This is a genomic window from Pannus brasiliensis CCIBt3594 (assembly GCF_036688125.1).
In the GTDB taxonomy this organism is placed as follows: Bacteria; Cyanobacteriota; Cyanobacteriia; order Cyanobacteriales; family Microcystaceae; genus Pannus; species Pannus brasiliensis.
The window spans coordinates 91,197-108,970 of record NZ_JBAFSM010000010.1; the positions used below are offsets into that span (position 1 = coordinate 91,197).

Below are 17,774 nucleotides of genomic sequence, written 5' to 3' on the forward strand. Positions count from 1 at the left end.
GGATAAATTCAAGCGATCCTGAAATACTGATGAGTAAGGTTCTCGTGTTGAACGCCTCCTACGAGCCACTGAATATTACCAGTTGGCGGAGGGCGATCGTTTTACTGCTCAAAGGAAAAGCCGAGCAGTTAGAACACAACGGACAGGTTATCAATCGCGATCTTCCCCTGCCTTCCGTCATCCGTCTTAGGCAATACGTTCGCGTCCCGTACAAGGAAATCCCGTTAACCCGCCGTAATATCTTGGAACGAGATCATCACACCTGTCAATACTGTCATTACAAGGGGGAACAGTTAACCCTCGATCATGTCATTCCCCGATCGCGCGGGGGGGGAGATACGTGGGAGAATCTCGTCGCCGCCTGTGTGCGTTGTAACGTTAAAAAAGGGAGTCGCACCCCGAAAGAAGCGGGGATGACCCTCCGATCGCAACCCCGCCAACCTTACAGTAGTCTTCACTTTGAATTGCTCAAACACACGCGCGAGAACGAGGATCACGAGTGGCGCAAGTACGTGATCGGCATCTAGCGCGAGAGGGGTAGGGTGAATCCCACCCCCAGATTAACGCCCAGATTGTTATCGCGCGCGGTGCGGGGGTTGGCGACTCCCGTTCCCAGATAAACGGAACAGCCGCTACAGGGCGCGCCGACGCGATAACGGAGAGCCATCGGATCGCTCGGATCGGCGATCGAGATTCCCTGTTTTTGTAGTCCGTCAATCATATCGCTGACGGGCTTGAAAAAATCGTTAGCCGGCGGTTGGGTTGGCTGTATTTGTAGGGTTTGTGCCTCGTTGGCGAGGACACCCGGCGAGGTTAGGGCGATCGCCAGGGAAGCCAGAAAAACACGATTCATAAGTCCGCTTTTTATTCCAGATGAGAGAGAAACGTTTTACTCCCGATCGTATCGCTATCGATCGGGAAAAAGCAACGCCGCTCGGGATTATTCGAGCGACGTATACCGTCGATCGCCGCTCATTTCCTCACCGACTTGGACAACTGGGCGAAACGTCCGCGGAGATAGTTCACGTCGGCCGATCGATCGCCGTAACGCCAATCCACGTAAGCGCGGGAAATCTCCTCGACGATCGCCGCGACCGGTTCCGGATAGATCGAGCGGATCGCGGCCGCGTACTCTAGCGGGGTTTGGGCGGGATGTTTGCCCTGTCCCTTTTCCCGGAGCGTGTCGAGCAGTTGCCGGTAGAGACGCTCGATCGGCGGGTATTTCGCCAGTTGTCGCCCCCGAACCCAGCGGGAAAGCGGTTTCCACGCCAACCAGCCCAAAAAGCCCAGCCCAACGCCGAAAATCGCCGCGATAATCCCCCCGATCAAACTCTCGGTCATAAAACGCCAGAGCCATCCGACAACCGTACCGATCGCCCCGATCGCCGTTTCCCATACCCAACCCAAGAAACCCGTCACCGGCGAGGGCAACCATCCCGCCACCCAATGCCAGAATTGTTTGAGAACGCCAAACGTTTCCGCCTCCTCGAAGGACGGGGGAATCAGATCGTGGCCGGGGATCGGATCGAACGCGAACCAGCCGTACTCGGGGAAATACACCTCCGTGAGCGCGTGAGCGTCCGTGTTCTTGACCACGTAGAAGCCGGTGAAAGGATTGAACTGACCGGGAGCGAATCCGACGGTTAATCGGGCGGGAATGCCGATCGAGCGCGCCATGATCGTTAACGCCGTCGCGAAATGATCGCCGTACCCTCCCTCGAACCGGAACAGGAACGCCTCGACCAGATCCTCGCCATCTTTCAAAAAGGGCAGGTCGGTTTTTAACTGGTAATTCTGTTTGAGGGCCTGCGCGAGAAATAGAACCTTCTCGTAATCGGAAGTGAGCGGTTTCGGGGACTTGGCTAACATCTCCTCGGTTTTTTGCCGGACTTTCGCCTCGATCGCCTCGGGAACTTGCCGGTAATATTTTTGAATCGATCGGGGGGATTGTTTCGGGGCCGCGCCGAGGGCCGTCCGATCCCGTTCGGGAACCTGCGAGATCACCGTGTACGTCAGTCCGTCCGTTAACCCGGCCGGCGATCGCAAGCTATTTTCCGCGTCGATCGACACCTGACGCGTCGGGAAAAAGAGAAACTGCGGGGAAGCCAGCGCGGGAATCAGGTTCGGGAGTTGGGAGACGGCGGTATAACTTTGAACGATCTGACGGGTTTTCGCTCTCGTCGACGGTAGGGGAACGAAAAAGCGGAACGACCAACGGGACCGATCGAGATCCTGGGCCTGTTGCTCGCGGGAAACCTCCCACCCCTGCCCGGTGTAGCGATCGAACGCCAGCACGCGCCAGAATCCCGGCGCCTGGGAACGTACCCGCAAAACCACTTTCGGGGTCATCTGCCCCCGCAAATTCTGATTGATTTTCGAGTTAAAACCGTAATAAAAGGTGCTATCCATCTTCCCCGCGCCCGAGGTGGGACTTTGGCCCGGATTGGTTCCCGTTCCCTGTCCCTCGCGAACGTAGCCCGGATTCACGATCTGCCGTTCCCCCCGTTGGAAATCCTGATTTTCCATCCCCTCCGGGCCGCTGACCGGGAACGATTGGATCTGATACCCTGGAAATCTCGGCAATAAGGCGAAAATTGCCAACCCGAACAAAAGGATCGCCAGGAAAAAAATACCGAGTTTTTTCGGGGCGAGGAGAGAACCGGACAACGGGGAAACAGAACGGGAGCGATTAGCGTTATTTTTCCGAGAAAAAGACAGATTCAGACGGTTATCGATTCTTTCTAGCCCTAATCGGGAGCGGTAATCTAAAACGAGCGTGGGAATGGCGAGGAGGAGAAACAGGATGAGCCAGGGAGCGAAAGCGATCGTTTGCGAGATGGTTCCCGCGACCCCGATCAGGATCAGCCCGATCATCATCGAGTAACCCAGATCCTTGCGACGGGGCAGATCGAAACTATGGAGAACCTGTAATTGAATCAGTAATCGGGCTAGAGACACCCGGCTATCTTGCATCGAGACGATATTACCGAGGAAAACGGCGAGAACGACTAACATCCCGATCGCGATGACGAATTTCGCGCCCACGTTCCGCTTTTTCCGCCGGTACCAACTCCAGATCCCGCCGATAATACTCAGGGGAACCGCCCAGAAACTCGTGGTACTCTCGGTGGCGATATCGGTGGCGATAATCCCGACGATCACGAGCGTCTGCACGAGAATCCGAAACAGCGGGGATTCCTCGGTTTCCAGGGAGGAATCGCTCCCCCTCGGTTTCGATAGTTTTTGCCAAAAGGACGATTGATGGAGACGATTACTGATCATAAAAACGCGCGAGGTAACGATCGCTTCACACTTAGTCTGCCCCGGACTCGCCCCGATCGCTCCACGCGGTAGAGTAGATCTTGCCGTACCTTTACTACCGCGCCCATGATTCCCGTCGTCCAACCCACGATCCGATCGCTCCTCCATCCCCTCATCGGTCAATTAGCCACCTCGATCCTCGCTAGTTGGGAAACCTATCTCGACCTCTCCCCGTTCGAGTTACCGGAGGGATTGGGCTACGTGGAGGGACGTTTAGAGGGCGAGAGACTGGTCATCGAGAATCGCTGTTATCAAACGCCCCAATTTCGCAAAATGCACCTAGAATTGGCGAAAGTTGGCAGTGGGCTAGATATTCTTCACTGTGTCATGTTCCCGCGCTCGGAATACCCCCTACCGATGTTCGGGTGCGATATCGTCGCCGGAAAAGCGGGCATCAGCGCGGCGATCGCCGATCTCTCCCCCACTTCCCCCGATAAATCTCTCTCGATCGAGTACCGGCAAGCTTTAGAAGCTTTACCCGTAGTTTCCTACGCCCAACAACGAGATTTACCCCCCTGGGGCGATATTTTCTCGGAATTCTGTCTCTTTATCCGTCCCGACAATCCCGAAGAAGAACGCCAATTTTTACAGCGGGTCGAGGATTTCTTGACAATTCACTGCAAATATGCTAAAAACTGTCCGCCCGTTGACGCGGACGAGCAAAAACACTATCTCGACGGACAGCGCAACTACTGCGCCAAACAGCAGGAAAACGACAAAACCCGTCGCGTTCTCGAAAAAGCTTTCGGTTTAGAGTGGGCCGATCGCTATATGACCACGGTACTCTTCGATATTCCAGAGTAAATAAATACCAAATTTCCGAGAGCGATCGAGCGTTTTCCTATCCCTTCTACCGGTCTGTTTTTACCGATACGAGAGTATAAAAAAACTCGTGTTATACTGTAGAGTGGTTACGGGGAAAGCGTTCTCGCTTTTTCAGCGAACAGATATGAACTCTATACAAGACTATATCACGGTGATCCGTTCGGACGATAACGGAACTTTTGTCGCGTATATTCCCGCTATTCCTGGCTGTCACGCGTGGGGGAAAACCCCTGACGAAGCCCGAATCGAACTGGCTAACGTATTCGCCACGATCCGCGAAGAATACGAGGAAGAGAAACGAGAGTTCCCGAAAAATGTCGAACCGATCGCCCACCATGCCGACGAAAGCTAGAAGGCGATCGAGTAAATTGAATAGGTGAGAAACTGACCGCTATGTTATAAAGGAATTTCTGGCGATAGATCGCCCTCTTTCTCCCGTTTTTCCACGAGTTTTTGTTCGGTTTCCAGTTCTTTCGCGAGGAAATAATTTAGGAAAGTTCGGATCGCGGCGATGATGGCTAATTGCGCTAATTCTTCCAGGGTCGGGCTAACCGTCGTCGCGACAATATCGGCCCCTAATTGAAATTCTAAGGCCAGCGCTAACCAACTCCCGAAACGGATACGGATAGGATTAAAAGAAAAGACCCGATCGCGATTCCGTCTCGGATTCAGGGTGAGCGCGAGTTTAATCGTCTGAACCAATCCGATCATCACGCAAACAACCGAAATCGTTTCCAGACAGAATTTAACGATCGCCACCAAATGAGTTAAGCTAATTTCCAACGGTTCAAACCATTCCATCGCTATTCTTCCGTCTCTTCAAAATCTACCCGTTGATACAGATCCGTTAGAGAAATCTGCCACTCGACGGATGCGAGCGATAAAACCGCGTTTTCGCCTTCATAGAAACTCAAAGACCATTGACTCTCGGACTGTTTTTGATAACGCTCGATCGAGTAACTATATTGATCGATGAGAATATATTCTTCAAAAGAGGGAATCGATCGATAGAATTTAAACTTCTCCACTCGATCGTATCCTCGCATCGATCGGGATAAAACCTCCACGATAATCAGGGGATTGAGAACATTAGATTTCCCTCGATCGTGATAGATCGGTTTTCCCCGAACGACCATCACATCCGGATAGGTATAAAATTGATATTCGGGCAACCAGAGACGCACCCCCTCCATATAGGTGTAATATTCTTGAGAATTAATACTAAAAGGAAAAGCCCGACAGAAATTCAGACAGATCTGATTATGATTCGTCGTTCCCCCTACCATCGGAATGATCTCCCCGTTTCGATATTCATTTTTATATTCGGCGGTCTCTTCTTGTTCTAGGTACTCTTCCGCGGTATAGAACCGTTTTTCGGTTTCGGTTAACACGATCGTCCTCTCCCGTTTTGCTATTCGGCTTCCACTTCTTTCCCAAGGATACCGTGATTTTTCCGGCGGACGGGAATCGATCGATCCCGATCGCCCGCTCGAAACCCGCGCCGCGAGCGTTAAGATAAATTTACGAATTATTTTTTATCTCCTTTCTCATTATGTTTAACTGGTTCCGTCGTCAGCGCGTCAACCCCGATCGACCCGAAGAAGAAAAACCGCCAACGGTAGAAACCCCTCCCGTCGAGACTTCCAGCCCCGCGGAGACAAAAACCGACGCGACGACCGGAACCAGTCAGGAAGAATATCTAGAATGGGCGAAAACGGCGTTTAAAAACATCCAACAGAAAAAAGCGGCCGCCGAAGCCGTTGAAATTAAGGAAGAACCCGTTCCCGTCGAGGAACCCGTCACAACCGAAGAACCCGTTACCGCGGTAGAAGAACCGATTACGGAAGAGGAAACAACGGAAATCGAGGAAGAAACGCCCGTAGCCGTCCCCGCGTGGATGAAAAAATCCGATCGATTGGAAATCCTCAAAGAAACGGCGATCGAGACTCCCGAAGAAACCGAACCCGACGAAGAATTCATCTGGTCGGCAAAAGTCCTCGCGGCCCAGGGACGGAACGCGGAGGACATTTCCGAGGAAGAGATCAACTGGTTAAAACGACTGCGGCAGGGATTGGGCAAAACGCGGCGGAGTTTGGTCAATCAGTTAAAAGCGATCGTCGGGCAGGGGCCGCTAAATCAGGACGCGGTAGAGGAAATCGAAGCTTTATTACTACAGGCGGATGTAGGAGTAGAGGCGACCGATTATATCATCACCACCCTCCAAAACAAGCTAAAACAGGAAGCCCTCCCCCCGGAAAAAGCGATCGAGTACCTCAAGGAAATTCTCCGCGAGATTTTAGACAATCCCCTCAAAAATTATCAAACTCCCGCGTTTGAACCCGAAAAAGGTCAATTAAATATCTGGATGCTCACGGGAGTCAACGGGGTCGGTAAAACCACCACGATCGGCAAATTAGCCCACCTCGCGCGACAATCCGGCTATAGCTGTATTATCGCCGCCGCCGATACCTTCCGGGCCGCCGCGGTGGAACAGGTGAAAGTGTGGGGAGATCGATCGAAAACGGAAGTAATCGCCAACCCCGGCAAGAATACCGATCCCGCCGCGGTCGTTTACGATGGCATCGAGGCGGCGCGGGCGCGGGACGTGGATCTATTATTGGTAGATACCGCGGGACGCTTGCAGAATAAAAAGAACCTCATGGACGAATTAAACAAGATTCGCCGCATTATCGACAAAAAAGCGTCAAACGCCACCGTGGAATCTCTCCTAGTCCTCGACGCGACATTAGGGCAAAACGGTCTCCGTCAAGCGCAAGTATTCTCGGAAGCGGCGAATTTAAGTGGCGTGATCTTGACAAAAATCGACGGAACTGCTAAAGGAGGGGTCGCCCTAGCGGTGACGAGACAGCTAAACCTACCCATCCGTTTCGTCGGCGCCGGCGAAGGCATCGAGGATTTACGTCCTTTTTCCAGCTACGAATTCGTAGAAGCCCTTTTAAGCGGCGATTAGAGGAGTCAGGAGCCAAAAATCAAACCGTAGGGTGGATTACGCCTCGCTAATCCACCATCCACCGGGAGACAGGAGGCAGGAGAATATTAAAAATAGCTTTCCCCTTTCCCCCTTCCCCTTTTCCCCAAAAACTTCCCTATCTCCCCACTCCCCCTCTCCCGATTGATTTCATAATCCTCTCATAGTTAGTTCATAATCGTCTCACTTTCAGGCTATGCTGTAGCTAGAGACTAGGGGCGAGAAAACTATGAGCGCTGAAATCACGGTTAGTCATTTAGGGGTGTATTACCGCTCGATCGAGGCCTTGCACGATATCACCTTGAAGGTTCGATCGGGACGGTTAACGGGCATTATCGGCCCTAATGGCGCGGGAAAAAGTACGCTGATCAAGGCATTGCTAGGTCTGATTCCCGTGACGGGGGGATCGGTGATGTATCGGGGTGAGACGCTACAGAAACAATTGGATAAGGTCGCTTACGTTCCCCAGCGATCGGGCATCGATTGGACGTATCCCGTGACCGCGTGGGACGTGGTGATGATGGGACGCGTCCGCAAAACGGGATGGTTCCGCCCTTTCTCCACGATAAGCCGTCAGCGCGCCCTAGAAGCCCTGCGCCGGGTAGAAATGGAGTCATTACGCCATCGTCCGATCGGTCAACTTTCCGGGGGACAACAGCAGAGAGTATTTTTAGCGCGATCCCTCGCGGCAGAGGCCGATATTTACTGTTTCGACGAACCTTTTGTCGGGGTCGATGGAAAAACGGAAGCGATTCTTTTCGAGATTTTCCACGAGTTAGCGGCGGATAATAAGATTGTAATGGTAGTCAATCACGATTTAGGGGAATCTATTACCCATTTCGATGATTTAATCCTATTAAATAAAGAAATAATCGCCGCCGATCGCCGTCAAACCGTCCTCACCGATTTCAATCTCCGTCGCGCCTACGGGGGTAAGGTTTCTTTCCACGACGAGGGATACCACCCGATCGCCGTTTAAATCTCGATTTCCGAGTTCCCCCTTCCGAAACGGGGGATTATTCTTTTTCCGACCGGATTTCCGCCTCTCGATCGAGCATATATTTTTCGAGTACGGCATTGATTAAAGTCTGGTATCCCCGCGGGACTTGCCGTTTATACCAAGCGAGAACCGCGGGATCGAGTCGTATCGTCACGGGAACTTTAACCAGGGAACGTGAACCGTCGCCTCCTGCCAAAATTCCGACGAAGTAGCGGGAATATCCGAATAATCAATCTCGGAGTCCTTCATCTGACCAAGGATCTTCAATTGTTCCTCTCTCGATATAGCCATAGTAAACCTTCCCCTCGATCGGTATTATGTCTACATTTTAATAGCGTAGATAATGACCGATAACCGCTCTCCGTTCCCAAAAAAATTGTGAGCTATAAAAGGCTTGTAGCAATGCTTTTCAATGATGAGTGTGTAAAAAAGATCGGATAGAGAACACTACAGATACCGGCCGGATACGAAAAAAGACTTTAGAGACATCTTGGATAGAAAAGAAGACTACACCGACTTGCAAGATACTGGCGGGGTGTAATATGATAGAGATATGTAGACAAACGGAACACACCTCCATGAACGTAAAACCCAAACAGCCCCGATCGGGAGCACAGCGAACCTTGTGGGAAAAACTCGATCCCGATCACGGTTATCTATCGAGAGATATTTATGAAATCGCTAGAGATTGCAATTTGAGTCCTCATACCGCCAAAAATATGCTAACTCACGGCCTCGCTCGTGGATACTTGATTCAAGACCCGATATCGGATCTTTTCTATCGAAGTGACTCGACAATGAATCGCCCGGGAAGTTCTTCTGAAACGCCAGGTACCGTCGAAATCGATCTGGACAATAAAAGGAATGACGAAACAATAATGGAAGATCTAACCAAAACAATCCTAGGGGATCTTGCCAAGTTAAAGAACCTAAAGCTGAGAAAAGAAGCTATCGAGCGAGAATTAAAGGATATAGATACTAAAATCTCTGAACTCAATAATTTAGAAAGATTTCTCTAAAATCGAAAGGATAACGATGATGAAACGAATGCAAGCCTTGAATGAACTCGAATTCGAGTCCGCGGGATCGGGAGAGGAGGTTTTTGGAAAATATAGAGGGGTGTACGTCTGTATAAAACTGGGTATAGAGGTAGACTACAGAGAACACCCTAAAGACGACCCGAGAACACAGTATCGATTCTTTCGACAGTGTAGAGTAGAATACTCGGAAACGGAAGAACAGTCAGAGCGAGGTATCTACGAATATCACGAGACGAATGTAGATATTATCTGGTACTGGTAGAAGAAGGGGTAGATGAGATAGGTCGTTTAATCGCTCTTTTTCGGGGCGATTGACGCTCTTGGATTAAATCTCGGTTCTCCTCTAGGAAAGAAAGTAACTCTTCATCGGGAACTTCCTTGAATTCGCCGGTTTTTAGTAAAACGGTGGGCATAAGCCATCGACCTCCCGGAAAGTAATCTCGATCGAGATCGTAACATATTCCCCCGCTCCTACTCCATCTCGACTTTTCACTTCCCTTGACCCCAGGTTCGAGAAAATGAATCAACTATTACTAAAATCACTAGATATAGATGTCAATATGGTTGGACGAAATGATGATATTTATCGAAATATAACAAGAATAGCCAAGAAATACGGTATTTTTGACTGTATACCCTGTTCTAGAAAGATTAAAGCCTATCTAATCGCTCGGAACATACGGGGAAAACAAATTATCGTTAAGACCGGTTCGCAAGATCCCCTCTACGGACGTATCTACGATGATAGTATCGGTGAACTGATCTCGACAACGGGGTATCACGAAGGCATCGTTCTCGTTATCGACGGAGAAGAAACCGTCTTCGATAATTGTCATCCGAACGGGATCTCGAAAACTCTATGGCTACAGAACCTAGATTCCCCTATTCTAGAAATTGATAGAGCTTTTCAGATCGAGGAAATCGAATTTTAACAACCAAACTTTGAGGGAGGTCGGCAAGTTTATGGATAATTTTGACGAATTATTGCAAAAAATCCGCAAAAGACCGGCCATGTACCTAGGCCGTCACTCCATCTATAGTTTACAAGCTTTTTTAGACGGCTACTACTTCGCCCGGCGAGAATCGGGCTTTCCCATAACTCAACAGGAAGAAGATTTTCAAAACTTTCTTCAGTGGTTACGGAAGCATTTTAAGGTCGAGACCGGGCAGTTGTGGTCGAGTATTGTCTGTTTTCACAGCGCGGACGAACGAACAGCCGTCGATTATTTCTTCACGCTCCTAGATGAGTTCCGTCAAGAAAAAGATTCGACGAGACAAGAAATCGCCCCTTTCCCTGTGGAGCGATAATTATCGAGAGAATCACCCCCGCATTTCCCCCGAGGACTATAACCTACTCGGGAAAGCTGGAACGCTCGTGTTAACATTAGCGGGGAATTCGCCGGTGTTTTTCGTCTAGGATAAAGTACATCGATCGAACCCCCGACACATCCATCGATCATCGTAGCCCGATCGAACCTCCCGGCCCTGTAACGCGAAATTCATATCCCCGTCATCGTAACTTCACATCCCACCCCTACAGTATAGATAGTCAGTCCTAAGCCGTTTTCCACGACGCTCCTCACACTCACACCAGAGCGAATTCAGGACTGACTTTTATCCTCCCACCGGGACGATGGAAGTAAAGATCATGACCAGAAATTTTGTGACCGAAGACAGCCTACACTCGATCGACCGCCCGAATAGAAGAGCGAAATCCCCCTTGAACAAAATCCTCGCCTACTCCTCCCTCCTCGCGCTGGGAGCCGGTTTAGGAGTCGGCGGAACCTACGCCTACCGTCACGATCTCGCCTCGCTGACGAACCCGGTGGCCGTAGCCCCCGCGACCGCCCGCGAACAGCCACCCGCGACCACCTCCCGCATTACCGCGCCGACGAATTTCGTCGCGCAAGTCGTCCAGGAAGTCGGGCCGGCAGTGGTCAGAATTAACGCCTCGCGTACCGTAAATAACGATAATAACGATTTTTCCCAGTTTTCTAACGATCCCGCTTTCCGTCGCTTCTTCGGTTCGCAAATTCCCGAGGGCGCGGAGAAACAGATCCAGCGCGGTACGGGTTCCGGATTTATCATTAACCAAGACGGTAGGATTATCACCAACGCGCACGTAGTCGATGGTGCGGATAGAGTGACCGTTACCCTCAAAGACGGCCGCACCCTAGAAGGCAAAGTATTAGGAACCGACCCCCTGACCGATGTGGCGGTCGTGAAGGTAGACGCGAAAGACTTGCCCACCGTTAAATTAGGCGATTCCGAGAGTTTACAGGTCGGGGAATGGGCGATCGCTATCGGCAACCCGCTAGGCTTAGATAATACCGTGACCACGGGGATTATCAGCGCCAAAGACCGCAACGGCTCCCAAATCGGCGCGAACGATAAACGGGTCGAGTTCCTACAAACCGACGCGGCGATTAACCCCGGTAACTCCGGCGGCCCGTTACTCAACGACAAAGGCGAGGTGATCGGTGTGAATACCGCCATCATCCAAAACGCGCAGGGATTAGGGTTCGCCATCCCCATCAACACCGCGCGAAATATCGCCGAACAGTTAATCGCCAACGGGAAAGTAGAACATCCCTATCTAGGGGTTCAGATGGTTCAACTGAATCAAGAGGTGAAAGATCAGTTAGCCGACAGTCCGATCGCCGATAACTGGACGATTCCCGACAATAACGGGGTGTTAGTGGTGCGCGTGATGCGCGATTCCCCCGCCGCGTCAGCTGGACTTCGATCGGGCGACGTACTGAAAGCGATCGACGGTCAGGAAGTGACCGATCCCGATACCGTTCAAAAATTAGTCGAGAGCGCGAAAATCGGTGAGAAACTACCCGTCGAAATCAGCCGCGGCGGTCAGCGCTTAAATCTCGATATTCAGGTCGGTCGCCTGAACACCGCGAGTAAATAACCGGAATCGGGAGGAAAAATCCGCGCGCTCCTCGCTATTCCTCCCACCTCGCTCTCTGAATCTAGATTTCTCGATTGACATAAAGCGATCGCCCGTCGGACTTTCCCCGCGGGCGATTTTCTTCAGAATTCAACGGGGAAAAGACTCGAAATCTTTCCCCGAAATAGCGATCGATTATTCCGCGAGTTTCAGATCGCGGAGGGCGTTAATATCCACCTGGATCGACGGCCCCATCGAGGAGGAAACGTACACCGTGCGCCAGTAACGACCCTTCGCTCCCGACGGACGATTCCGATCGACCGTTTCCTGTAAAGCCTTCAGGTTCGCTAACAGATCGTCGGGACTGAAGGAAACCTTACCGAACTGAACGTGAACGATCCCCGTTCGATCGGCCCGGAATTCCAATTTCCCGGCTTTAAACTCCCGGATCGCGCCGGTTAAATCCGTCGTCACCGTACCCCCTTTCGGCGAGGGCATCAAGCCGCGAGGCCCCAATTGACGACCCAATCTCGCCACCTTCGGCATCATATCGGGAGTCGCGATCAACACCTCGAAATCCATCATTCCCTTCGAGATCTCTTCGATTAACTCCTCCGAACCGACGATATCCGCGCCCGCGTTCGTCGCTTCCGCGACCTGTTCCCCGCGGGTGATGACAGCCACCCGAACCGTTCTCCCGGTTCCCTTGGGTAAACTCACCGTCGTTCTCAATTGCTGGTCGGTATATTTTGGATCTATCCCTAGACGGATGTGCGCTTCCGCCGTTTCATCGAATTTCGCCGTCGCGATGTCTTTGAGTAAAGTCAGCGCCTCTAAGGGTTCGTAGGCCCGATCTTCCACTTTCGCCCGCGCGTCGCGCAGACGGCGGGAAACTTTTTTCGCCATGTTTGTCTCTCCTTGGGTACTAGCGAAGCCACGCTTCTCCCCGAAATGAATAATTAGTCTTTAACCTGAATTCCCATGTTTTTCGCCGTTCCCGCCACGATTTTCATCGCCGCGTCGATATCGTTGGCGTTGAGGTCGGGCATTTTCGTTTGGGCGATCTCCCGTAATTGGTCGCGGGTGATGCTGGCGACGATTTTCTTGTTCGGTTCGTTCGATCCCCGTTCCACGCCGGCCGCTTTGCGAATCAGAACGGAAGCCGGGGGGGTTTTGAGAATAAAGGTGAAACTCCGATCCTCGAATACCGAGATCTCGACCGGGATGATCATCCCCGCTTGATCGGCGGTTTTGGCGTTGTAATCCTTACAGAACGCCATAATATTGACCCCGTGTTGACCCAGCGCGGGGCCGACGGGAGGGGCCGGGTTCGCTTTCCCCGCGGGCAAAGCGAGTTTGATAATCGCGACGATTTTTTTGGCCATGATGTAGCTCTTAGCTTTGTTTTTCTACTTGATTGAACTCCAGTTCGACTGGCGTATCCCGCCCGAAAATGGAGAGGAGGGCTTTGAGTTTTCCCCGTTCCGGGCTAACCTCGATCACGTCACCCTCGAAGTCTTTGAACGGCCCGGACAGGACGAGGACTCGATCGCCGACCTCCATGTCGATCTTGACCACCGGCTCCTGTATCTGTGCCTGTTTAAAGATCCGTTCCACTTCCGAGGGACTCAGAGGCAGGGGTTTGACGTGTCCCCGACCCCGACCGTAGTGGCGCTTCTGCTCGGCTCCCACGAAGTTAATGACGTGGGGCGTGTTTTTCACCACCTGCCAAGCGTCATCGTCCATGATCATGCGGATGAGGACGTAGCCGGGAAAGACCTTTTCTTCCCCGTGTTGCCGCGATCCGTCCTTGCGGACTTTGACCGTCGCTGATTGGGGGATCTGAACCTGTAAGATCCGATCGGCCACGTCCAGCGTGTGGATACGCTGTTCCAAGTTGGTCTTGACGCGTTTCTCGCATCCAGAAGCGACCTGTACCGCGTACCAGCGGGCTTTTTTCGCGTTTTCCGCCGCGTTTTCCGCGCCGAGATCGGGATCTTCGGTTAACCGCTCTTCTTCTAGACTCATAGGAACACCTTGCTCGCACCCCAAGTAAAGAATTTATCGATGAGATAGATGAGGGTGGCCACGAGAGTCACCATCAACATTACCGCCGCCGATTCACTCAACAATTGCTGGCGGGAAGGCCAGACAATTTTAGCGAGTTCTTCTTTGGTCTCGTTGACAAATTCGTTGACTTGAAAGGGTTTTCCCGCCTCTTTCTTCTCGCTAGTGTCTTTTTTCTCGAGGGTTTCTTTTTTGGCCACGATCGATAGTCCTTCTGTTGATGATAAAGCTATTAATAACTTATCACTCGCGCCCCAATCGCGGACACCATCCCTATTCCGAGGATTCGAGCTATTGGTTGGGTTTGCCCAAACGCGCCCTGGAGGACTTGAACCCCCGACATCAGGTTTTGGAGACCTGCGTTCTACCAACTGAACTAAGAGCGCACGTTCGCTACTTTCATTTTAGTATAGCGTGGTTTGTGACCACTTAGCTCGAAAGGGGAGGATACCGCTCTCGGAACATTACAGGGGACGATCGAAACGTTCTTGAACCCGCGTGGCTTTGCCGACCCGATCGCGGAGGTAGTACAGTTTGGCCCTGCGTACCTTACCCCGACGGATGACTTTGATACTGGCGATCCGGGGCGAGTGGAGGAGGAAAACCCTCTCGACTCCTACCCCTTGAAAGATTTTCCGGACGGTGATCGTCTCGTTGATGCCGCCGTTGCGTTTGGCGATGACGATCCCCTCGTAGGGCTGAATCCGTTCTTTATCTCCCTCGACGATCCGCACCCCGACCTTCACCGTGTCACCGACATGGATCGTGGGCAGATCGCTTTTGAGAAACTCGGATTCGATCGATCTGATAATCTCTTCCGCGTTCATCGTTTCTCGTAAAACTCACAATTTTTTACTATACCGTATTAACCGATCGATGAATAGGGGGGAGGGGAATTTTTTTTCGGGGGCGGGAGGCGAGGGAGGTGAAAGGGTAATAGGGTAAAGGTGAAAGGATGAAGAAAGCTTTTTTCCCTTACCCCCGCACGATCTCCCCGTCTCCCTATCCCCCCATCTCCCCATCCCCGCCGGCGGGCAACAATTCCGGGGCGGAAAACTGTATACTCGTGTGAAAAACCGTTAACCTGACTTGTCGATCGAACGCGTGGAGTAGTTATGTACATTGTCCAGATTGCCTCGGAATGCGCCCCCGTGATTAAAGCCGGGGGGCTAGGGGACGTGGTTTACGGACTGAGTAGAGAGTTAGAGATCCGGGGGCATTGCGTCGAGATCATCCTGCCGATGTACGATTGTATGCGCTACGACCAGATCTGGGGTCTACACGAGGCCTATCGCGATCTCTGGGTTCCCTGGTACGGTGGGGCGATTCATTGTAACGTGTTCTGCGGGTGGGTACACGGTCGTCTGTGTTTCTTTATCCAGCCGAATTCCGGGGATAATTTCTTTAATCGCGGGGTTTATTACGGTTGTAACGACGATAATATGCGTTTCGCCTTTTTTAGCAAGGCGGCTTTAGAATTTTTACTGAAAAGCAATAAACGTCCCGATGTGATTCACTGCCACGACTGGCAGACCGGTCTCGTCGCCCCCCTTCTTTTCGAGATCTACAAACATCACGGGATGTGGGCCCAGCGACTCCTGTACACGATTCACAATTTCAAACACCAGGGATTCGGCGGCCCGGAAATTTTGCACGCGACGGGATTGTATAACGAGGGATATTACTTCAGTTATTCCCGAATGCGGGATAATTTCAATCCTTTCGTGCTGAATTTCATGAAAGGGGGCATCGTTTTCTCGAATTATTTCAATACGGTATCGCCCCATCACGCGTGGGAGGCCCATCACACCGATGTTAGCTACGGGTTAGGTCACACCATCCACCAGCACCAGCACAAATTCACGGGGATTCTCAACGGTCTCGATTATAATGTCTGGAATCCGGAGAGCGATCGCTTTATTCCCGCGCCTTACGGGGTCGATAGTTTCTCGGAAAAAGCCCGCGATAAAAAAGCCCTGCGGGAAAGACTCTGGTTACGCGACGCTCCCGAAAAACCCCTCGTTTGTTACGTGGGACGTTTGGACGACCAGAAAGGGGTGCATCTCGTCCATCACGCTATCTACTACACGCTCGCGCGCGGCGGTCAGTTCGTCCTGTTGGGTTCGGCGACGGAAGCGCTGATTAATACTTGGTTCTGGCACGAGAAAAACCATCTCAATAGTAATCCCGACGTACATATCGAGTTGGGCTTTAACGAGGAGTTATCCCACCTGATCTACGCGGGTTCGGATATGATCGTCGTGCCGAGTAATTTCGAGCCTTGCGGACTGACGCAGATGATCGGTTTACGCTACGGGACGGTTCCGATCGTGCGCGGGGTTGGCGGTCTGGTGAACACGGTGTTCGATTACGATTACGACCAGAATCACGCCCCCGAAGACCGTAACGGTTTTGTTTTCTACGAGACGGATACTAACGCGCTAGAATCGGCCATGGGACGCGCCTTCGAGCTTTGGTACACCCAGCCCGAAAAATTCCAAAAACTCGCCATCCGCTGCATGGAATACGATTATTCTTGGCACGACCCCGGCGAAGAGTACGTGAAATTGTACGATTTAATCCGCCACAAGTAGAAATTGTGACGGGCGGCCGCGCTATTTCTCGCTCCGGCCGCTAGAATTGCGCTCGAAACCGTTTTTCGAGAAGTTCAGGATGTCAATGCAACGCTCGATCGCCGCTTCGGGAATCTGTCTCGCTCTCGGCCTGTCCGGGGGGTCTCTCGCGAGTTCGGCGAATGCGGCAGTTATTGACCTGAATGTTAACGGCGAGTATACCGGTTGAGGGGTCGCTCCCGACCCGATCGCTAACACGTTCTGGAACAACGTGGGTTTAGGTTCCGTTAGCGATTTACGATTCTCTAACGGGACGACCTCTCCCGCGAGTATCTCGTCGAGTGGCTTCACGGGAACGTTCAGTAATCTGGTGCCGAAGAATAATCCCCTACCGAACGCGCTATTAGGAACCCGACCGATTAAAAATGAGGGTGATACCACGGCCGCGACCGTCACCCTCGCGGGATTAACTCCCAACGGCAGATACGACCTCTACGCGTACACGGGTTACTATAGCGCTCTCTTTTCTGTCGGTTCGATTAGCGGGACGGCAACGGGCGAAGGATTTGCGGAAAATAACCCGTTGAACTGGATTGAAGGGAGGCAATACGCTAAACTATCCTCGATCGCCGCCGATAATAGCGGTTCTCTAACTCTGACGGTAGCGGGCATTACTCCTAATCCTATAGGAATCGGGACTGTAGGGCTGTTCTTAACCGGGAAACGCCGGGGGAGAAAGAGATAAACGGCCCGATCGGCCTGGAGACATTGCCGAACCTCCCGCGCGATCGCCGTCAGTACCTCGTCAAGATCCGGGGATTGCCGTACCCGTAGGGCGATTTCCGCGACGATCGAGGCCCGTTGTTTCGATCGCGAGAGTTGTCGCGCGATCTCTTATCTATCGAATGCCGGCACACGGGGAAACCGACGTTAGGTCGCCCTTCACGAGATAGTCGGCCGCTCCCGATTTCAGGTCCCGTACCGCCTCCCGTTCGTCTCCCCGTCCCGTGACGACGATGACCCCTCTTTTTTCCGATCGAAGTTCTGTATTCCCGGTTAC

The 17,774-nt window shown here is 52.0% G+C and carries 23 protein-coding genes and 1 tRNA gene; 12 read left to right on the forward strand and 12 right to left on the reverse strand.

What is annotated here, in order from left to right; all coding sequences use genetic code 11:
• The first annotated feature begins 29 nt into the window (after window positions 1-29).
• Window positions 30-527, forward strand: a complete 498-nt coding sequence (locus tag V0288_RS06820; RefSeq protein WP_332864302.1) for an HNH endonuclease — start codon at window positions 30-32, stop codon at window positions 525-527.
• On the opposite strand, the gene V0288_RS06825 is transcribed toward V0288_RS06820, so the two are convergent.
• Together V0288_RS06825 and V0288_RS06830 are read right to left on the reverse strand one after the other, a co-directional pair.
• Window positions 524-853: a hypothetical protein gene (locus V0288_RS06825; protein WP_332864303.1), complete on the reverse strand. Its 330-nt coding sequence runs from the start codon at window positions 851-853 to the stop codon at window positions 524-526. The genes V0288_RS06820 and V0288_RS06825 overlap by 4 nt on opposite strands.
• Window positions 854-972: 119 nt before the next feature.
• The gene (locus V0288_RS06830; protein ID WP_332864304.1) at window positions 973-3,282 is read right to left on the reverse strand and encodes a transglutaminase TgpA family protein; all 2,310 of its coding nucleotides are present in this window, start codon (window positions 3,280-3,282) and stop codon (window positions 973-975) included.
• Window positions 3,283-3,387: 105 nt separating this feature from the next.
• On the opposite strand from V0288_RS06830, the gene V0288_RS06835 reads away from it, so the two are divergent.
• Entirely contained in the window at window positions 3,388-4,125 is a 738-nt protein-coding gene (locus V0288_RS06835) for a phycocyanobilin:ferredoxin oxidoreductase (protein ID WP_332864305.1), read from the forward strand.
• Window positions 4,126-4,270: 145 nt separating this feature from the next.
• Window positions 4,271-4,498: a type II toxin-antitoxin system HicB family antitoxin gene (locus tag V0288_RS06840; RefSeq protein ID WP_332864306.1), complete on the forward strand. Its 228-nt coding sequence runs from the start codon at window positions 4,271-4,273 to the stop codon at window positions 4,496-4,498.
• Window positions 4,499-4,542: 44 nt separating this feature from the next.
• On the opposite strand, the gene V0288_RS06845 is transcribed toward V0288_RS06840, so the two are convergent.
• Window positions 4,543-4,947: a DUF1622 domain-containing protein gene (locus tag V0288_RS06845; protein ID WP_332864307.1), complete on the reverse strand. Its 405-nt coding sequence runs from the start codon at window positions 4,945-4,947 to the stop codon at window positions 4,543-4,545.
• 2 nt (window positions 4,948-4,949) lie between these two features.
• On the reverse strand, window positions 4,950-5,537 hold the full coding sequence (locus tag V0288_RS06850) for a Uma2 family endonuclease (RefSeq protein ID WP_332864308.1): 588 nt from the start codon (window positions 5,535-5,537) through the stop codon (window positions 4,950-4,952).
• A gap of 161 nt (window positions 5,538-5,698) precedes the next feature.
• On the opposite strand from V0288_RS06850, the gene ftsY reads away from it, so the two are divergent.
• Together ftsY and V0288_RS06860 are read left to right on the forward strand one after the other, a co-directional pair.
• A complete protein-coding gene (ftsY, locus tag V0288_RS06855; RefSeq protein WP_332864309.1) occupies window positions 5,699-7,117 on the forward strand; it encodes a signal recognition particle-docking protein FtsY in 1,419 nt (472 codons plus the stop codon).
• A gap of 247 nt (window positions 7,118-7,364) precedes the next feature.
• A complete protein-coding gene (locus tag V0288_RS06860; RefSeq protein ID WP_332864310.1) occupies window positions 7,365-8,114 on the forward strand; it encodes a metal ABC transporter ATP-binding protein in 750 nt (249 codons plus the stop codon).
• A 37-nt stretch (window positions 8,115-8,151) separates the two neighbouring features.
• Here V0288_RS06860 and V0288_RS06865 read toward each other — a convergent pair whose 3' ends face one another.
• A complete protein-coding gene (locus V0288_RS06865; RefSeq protein ID WP_332864311.1) occupies window positions 8,152-8,331 on the reverse strand; it encodes a BrnA antitoxin family protein in 180 nt (59 codons plus the stop codon).
• A gap of 382 nt (window positions 8,332-8,713) precedes the next feature.
• Here V0288_RS06865 and V0288_RS06870 point away from each other — a divergent pair, with 382 nt between their 5' ends.
• Complete coding sequence (locus V0288_RS06870; protein WP_332864312.1) at window positions 8,714-9,154, forward strand: hypothetical protein; 441 nt, start codon at window positions 8,714-8,716, stop codon at window positions 9,152-9,154.
• Window positions 9,155-9,420: 266 nt separating this feature from the next.
• On the opposite strand, the gene V0288_RS06875 is transcribed toward V0288_RS06870, so the two are convergent.
• Window positions 9,421-9,588 carry a hypothetical protein gene (locus tag V0288_RS06875; protein ID WP_332864313.1) on the reverse strand — a complete coding sequence of 56 codons (168 nt, stop codon included), beginning with the start codon at window positions 9,586-9,588 and terminating at the stop codon, window positions 9,421-9,423.
• A gap of 105 nt (window positions 9,589-9,693) precedes the next feature.
• On the opposite strand from V0288_RS06875, the gene V0288_RS06880 reads away from it, so the two are divergent.
• The 3 genes from V0288_RS06880 (at window position 9,694) to V0288_RS06890 (ending at window position 12,095) form a co-directional block, all read left to right on the forward strand.
• A complete protein-coding gene (locus tag V0288_RS06880; RefSeq protein WP_332864314.1) occupies window positions 9,694-10,107 on the forward strand; it encodes a papain fold toxin domain-containing protein in 414 nt (137 codons plus the stop codon).
• Between the two features lie 31 nt (window positions 10,108-10,138).
• A complete protein-coding gene (locus V0288_RS06885) occupies window positions 10,139-10,483 on the forward strand; it encodes a hypothetical protein (RefSeq protein ID WP_332864315.1) in 345 nt (114 codons plus the stop codon).
• Between the two features lie 340 nt (window positions 10,484-10,823).
• Window positions 10,824-12,095, forward strand: a complete 1,272-nt coding sequence (locus V0288_RS06890; RefSeq protein ID WP_332864316.1) for an HhoA/HhoB/HtrA family serine endopeptidase — start codon at window positions 10,824-10,826, stop codon at window positions 12,093-12,095.
• Between the two features lie 174 nt (window positions 12,096-12,269).
• Here V0288_RS06890 and rplA read toward each other — a convergent pair whose 3' ends face one another.
• The 6 genes from rplA to rplS all read right to left on the reverse strand — a co-directional run bounded on the left by rplA (window position 12,270) and on the right by rplS (window position 14,968).
• Window positions 12,270-12,980, reverse strand: a complete 711-nt coding sequence (rplA, locus tag V0288_RS06895) for a 50S ribosomal protein L1 (RefSeq protein ID WP_332864317.1) — start codon at window positions 12,978-12,980, stop codon at window positions 12,270-12,272.
• A gap of 53 nt (window positions 12,981-13,033) precedes the next feature.
• The gene (rplK, locus tag V0288_RS06900) at window positions 13,034-13,459 is read right to left on the reverse strand and encodes a 50S ribosomal protein L11 (protein ID WP_332864318.1); all 426 of its coding nucleotides are present in this window, start codon (window positions 13,457-13,459) and stop codon (window positions 13,034-13,036) included.
• A 10-nt stretch (window positions 13,460-13,469) separates the two neighbouring features.
• The gene (gene nusG, locus V0288_RS06905; protein WP_332864319.1) at window positions 13,470-14,102 is read right to left on the reverse strand and encodes a transcription termination/antitermination protein NusG; all 633 of its coding nucleotides are present in this window, start codon (window positions 14,100-14,102) and stop codon (window positions 13,470-13,472) included.
• Window positions 14,099-14,341: a preprotein translocase subunit SecE gene (secE, locus tag V0288_RS06910; protein ID WP_332864320.1), complete on the reverse strand. Its 243-nt coding sequence runs from the start codon at window positions 14,339-14,341 to the stop codon at window positions 14,099-14,101. Before secE ends, nusG begins: the two co-directional genes overlap by 4 nt.
• Before the next feature lie 113 nt (window positions 14,342-14,454).
• Window positions 14,455-14,527, reverse strand: a tRNA-Trp gene (locus tag V0288_RS06915).
• Between the two features lie 78 nt (window positions 14,528-14,605).
• Window positions 14,606-14,968, reverse strand: a complete 363-nt coding sequence (rplS, locus tag V0288_RS06920) for a 50S ribosomal protein L19 (protein ID WP_332864321.1) — start codon at window positions 14,966-14,968, stop codon at window positions 14,606-14,608.
• A 288-nt stretch (window positions 14,969-15,256) separates the two neighbouring features.
• Here rplS and glgA point away from each other — a divergent pair, with 288 nt between their 5' ends.
• From glgA to V0288_RS06935, 3 genes are all read left to right on the forward strand, one after another.
• Complete coding sequence (gene glgA / locus V0288_RS06925; RefSeq protein ID WP_332864322.1) at window positions 15,257-16,735, forward strand: glycogen synthase GlgA; 1,479 nt, start codon at window positions 15,257-15,259, stop codon at window positions 16,733-16,735.
• Between the two features lie 79 nt (window positions 16,736-16,814).
• Complete coding sequence (locus V0288_RS06930; RefSeq protein ID WP_332864323.1) at window positions 16,815-16,943, forward strand: hypothetical protein; 129 nt, start codon at window positions 16,815-16,817, stop codon at window positions 16,941-16,943.
• A gap of 42 nt (window positions 16,944-16,985) precedes the next feature.
• Window positions 16,986-17,459, forward strand: coding sequence for a hypothetical protein (locus tag V0288_RS06935; RefSeq protein ID WP_332864324.1), 474 nt, complete (start codon window positions 16,986-16,988; stop codon window positions 17,457-17,459).
• The last annotated feature ends 315 nt before the right edge of the window (window positions 17,460-17,774 follow it).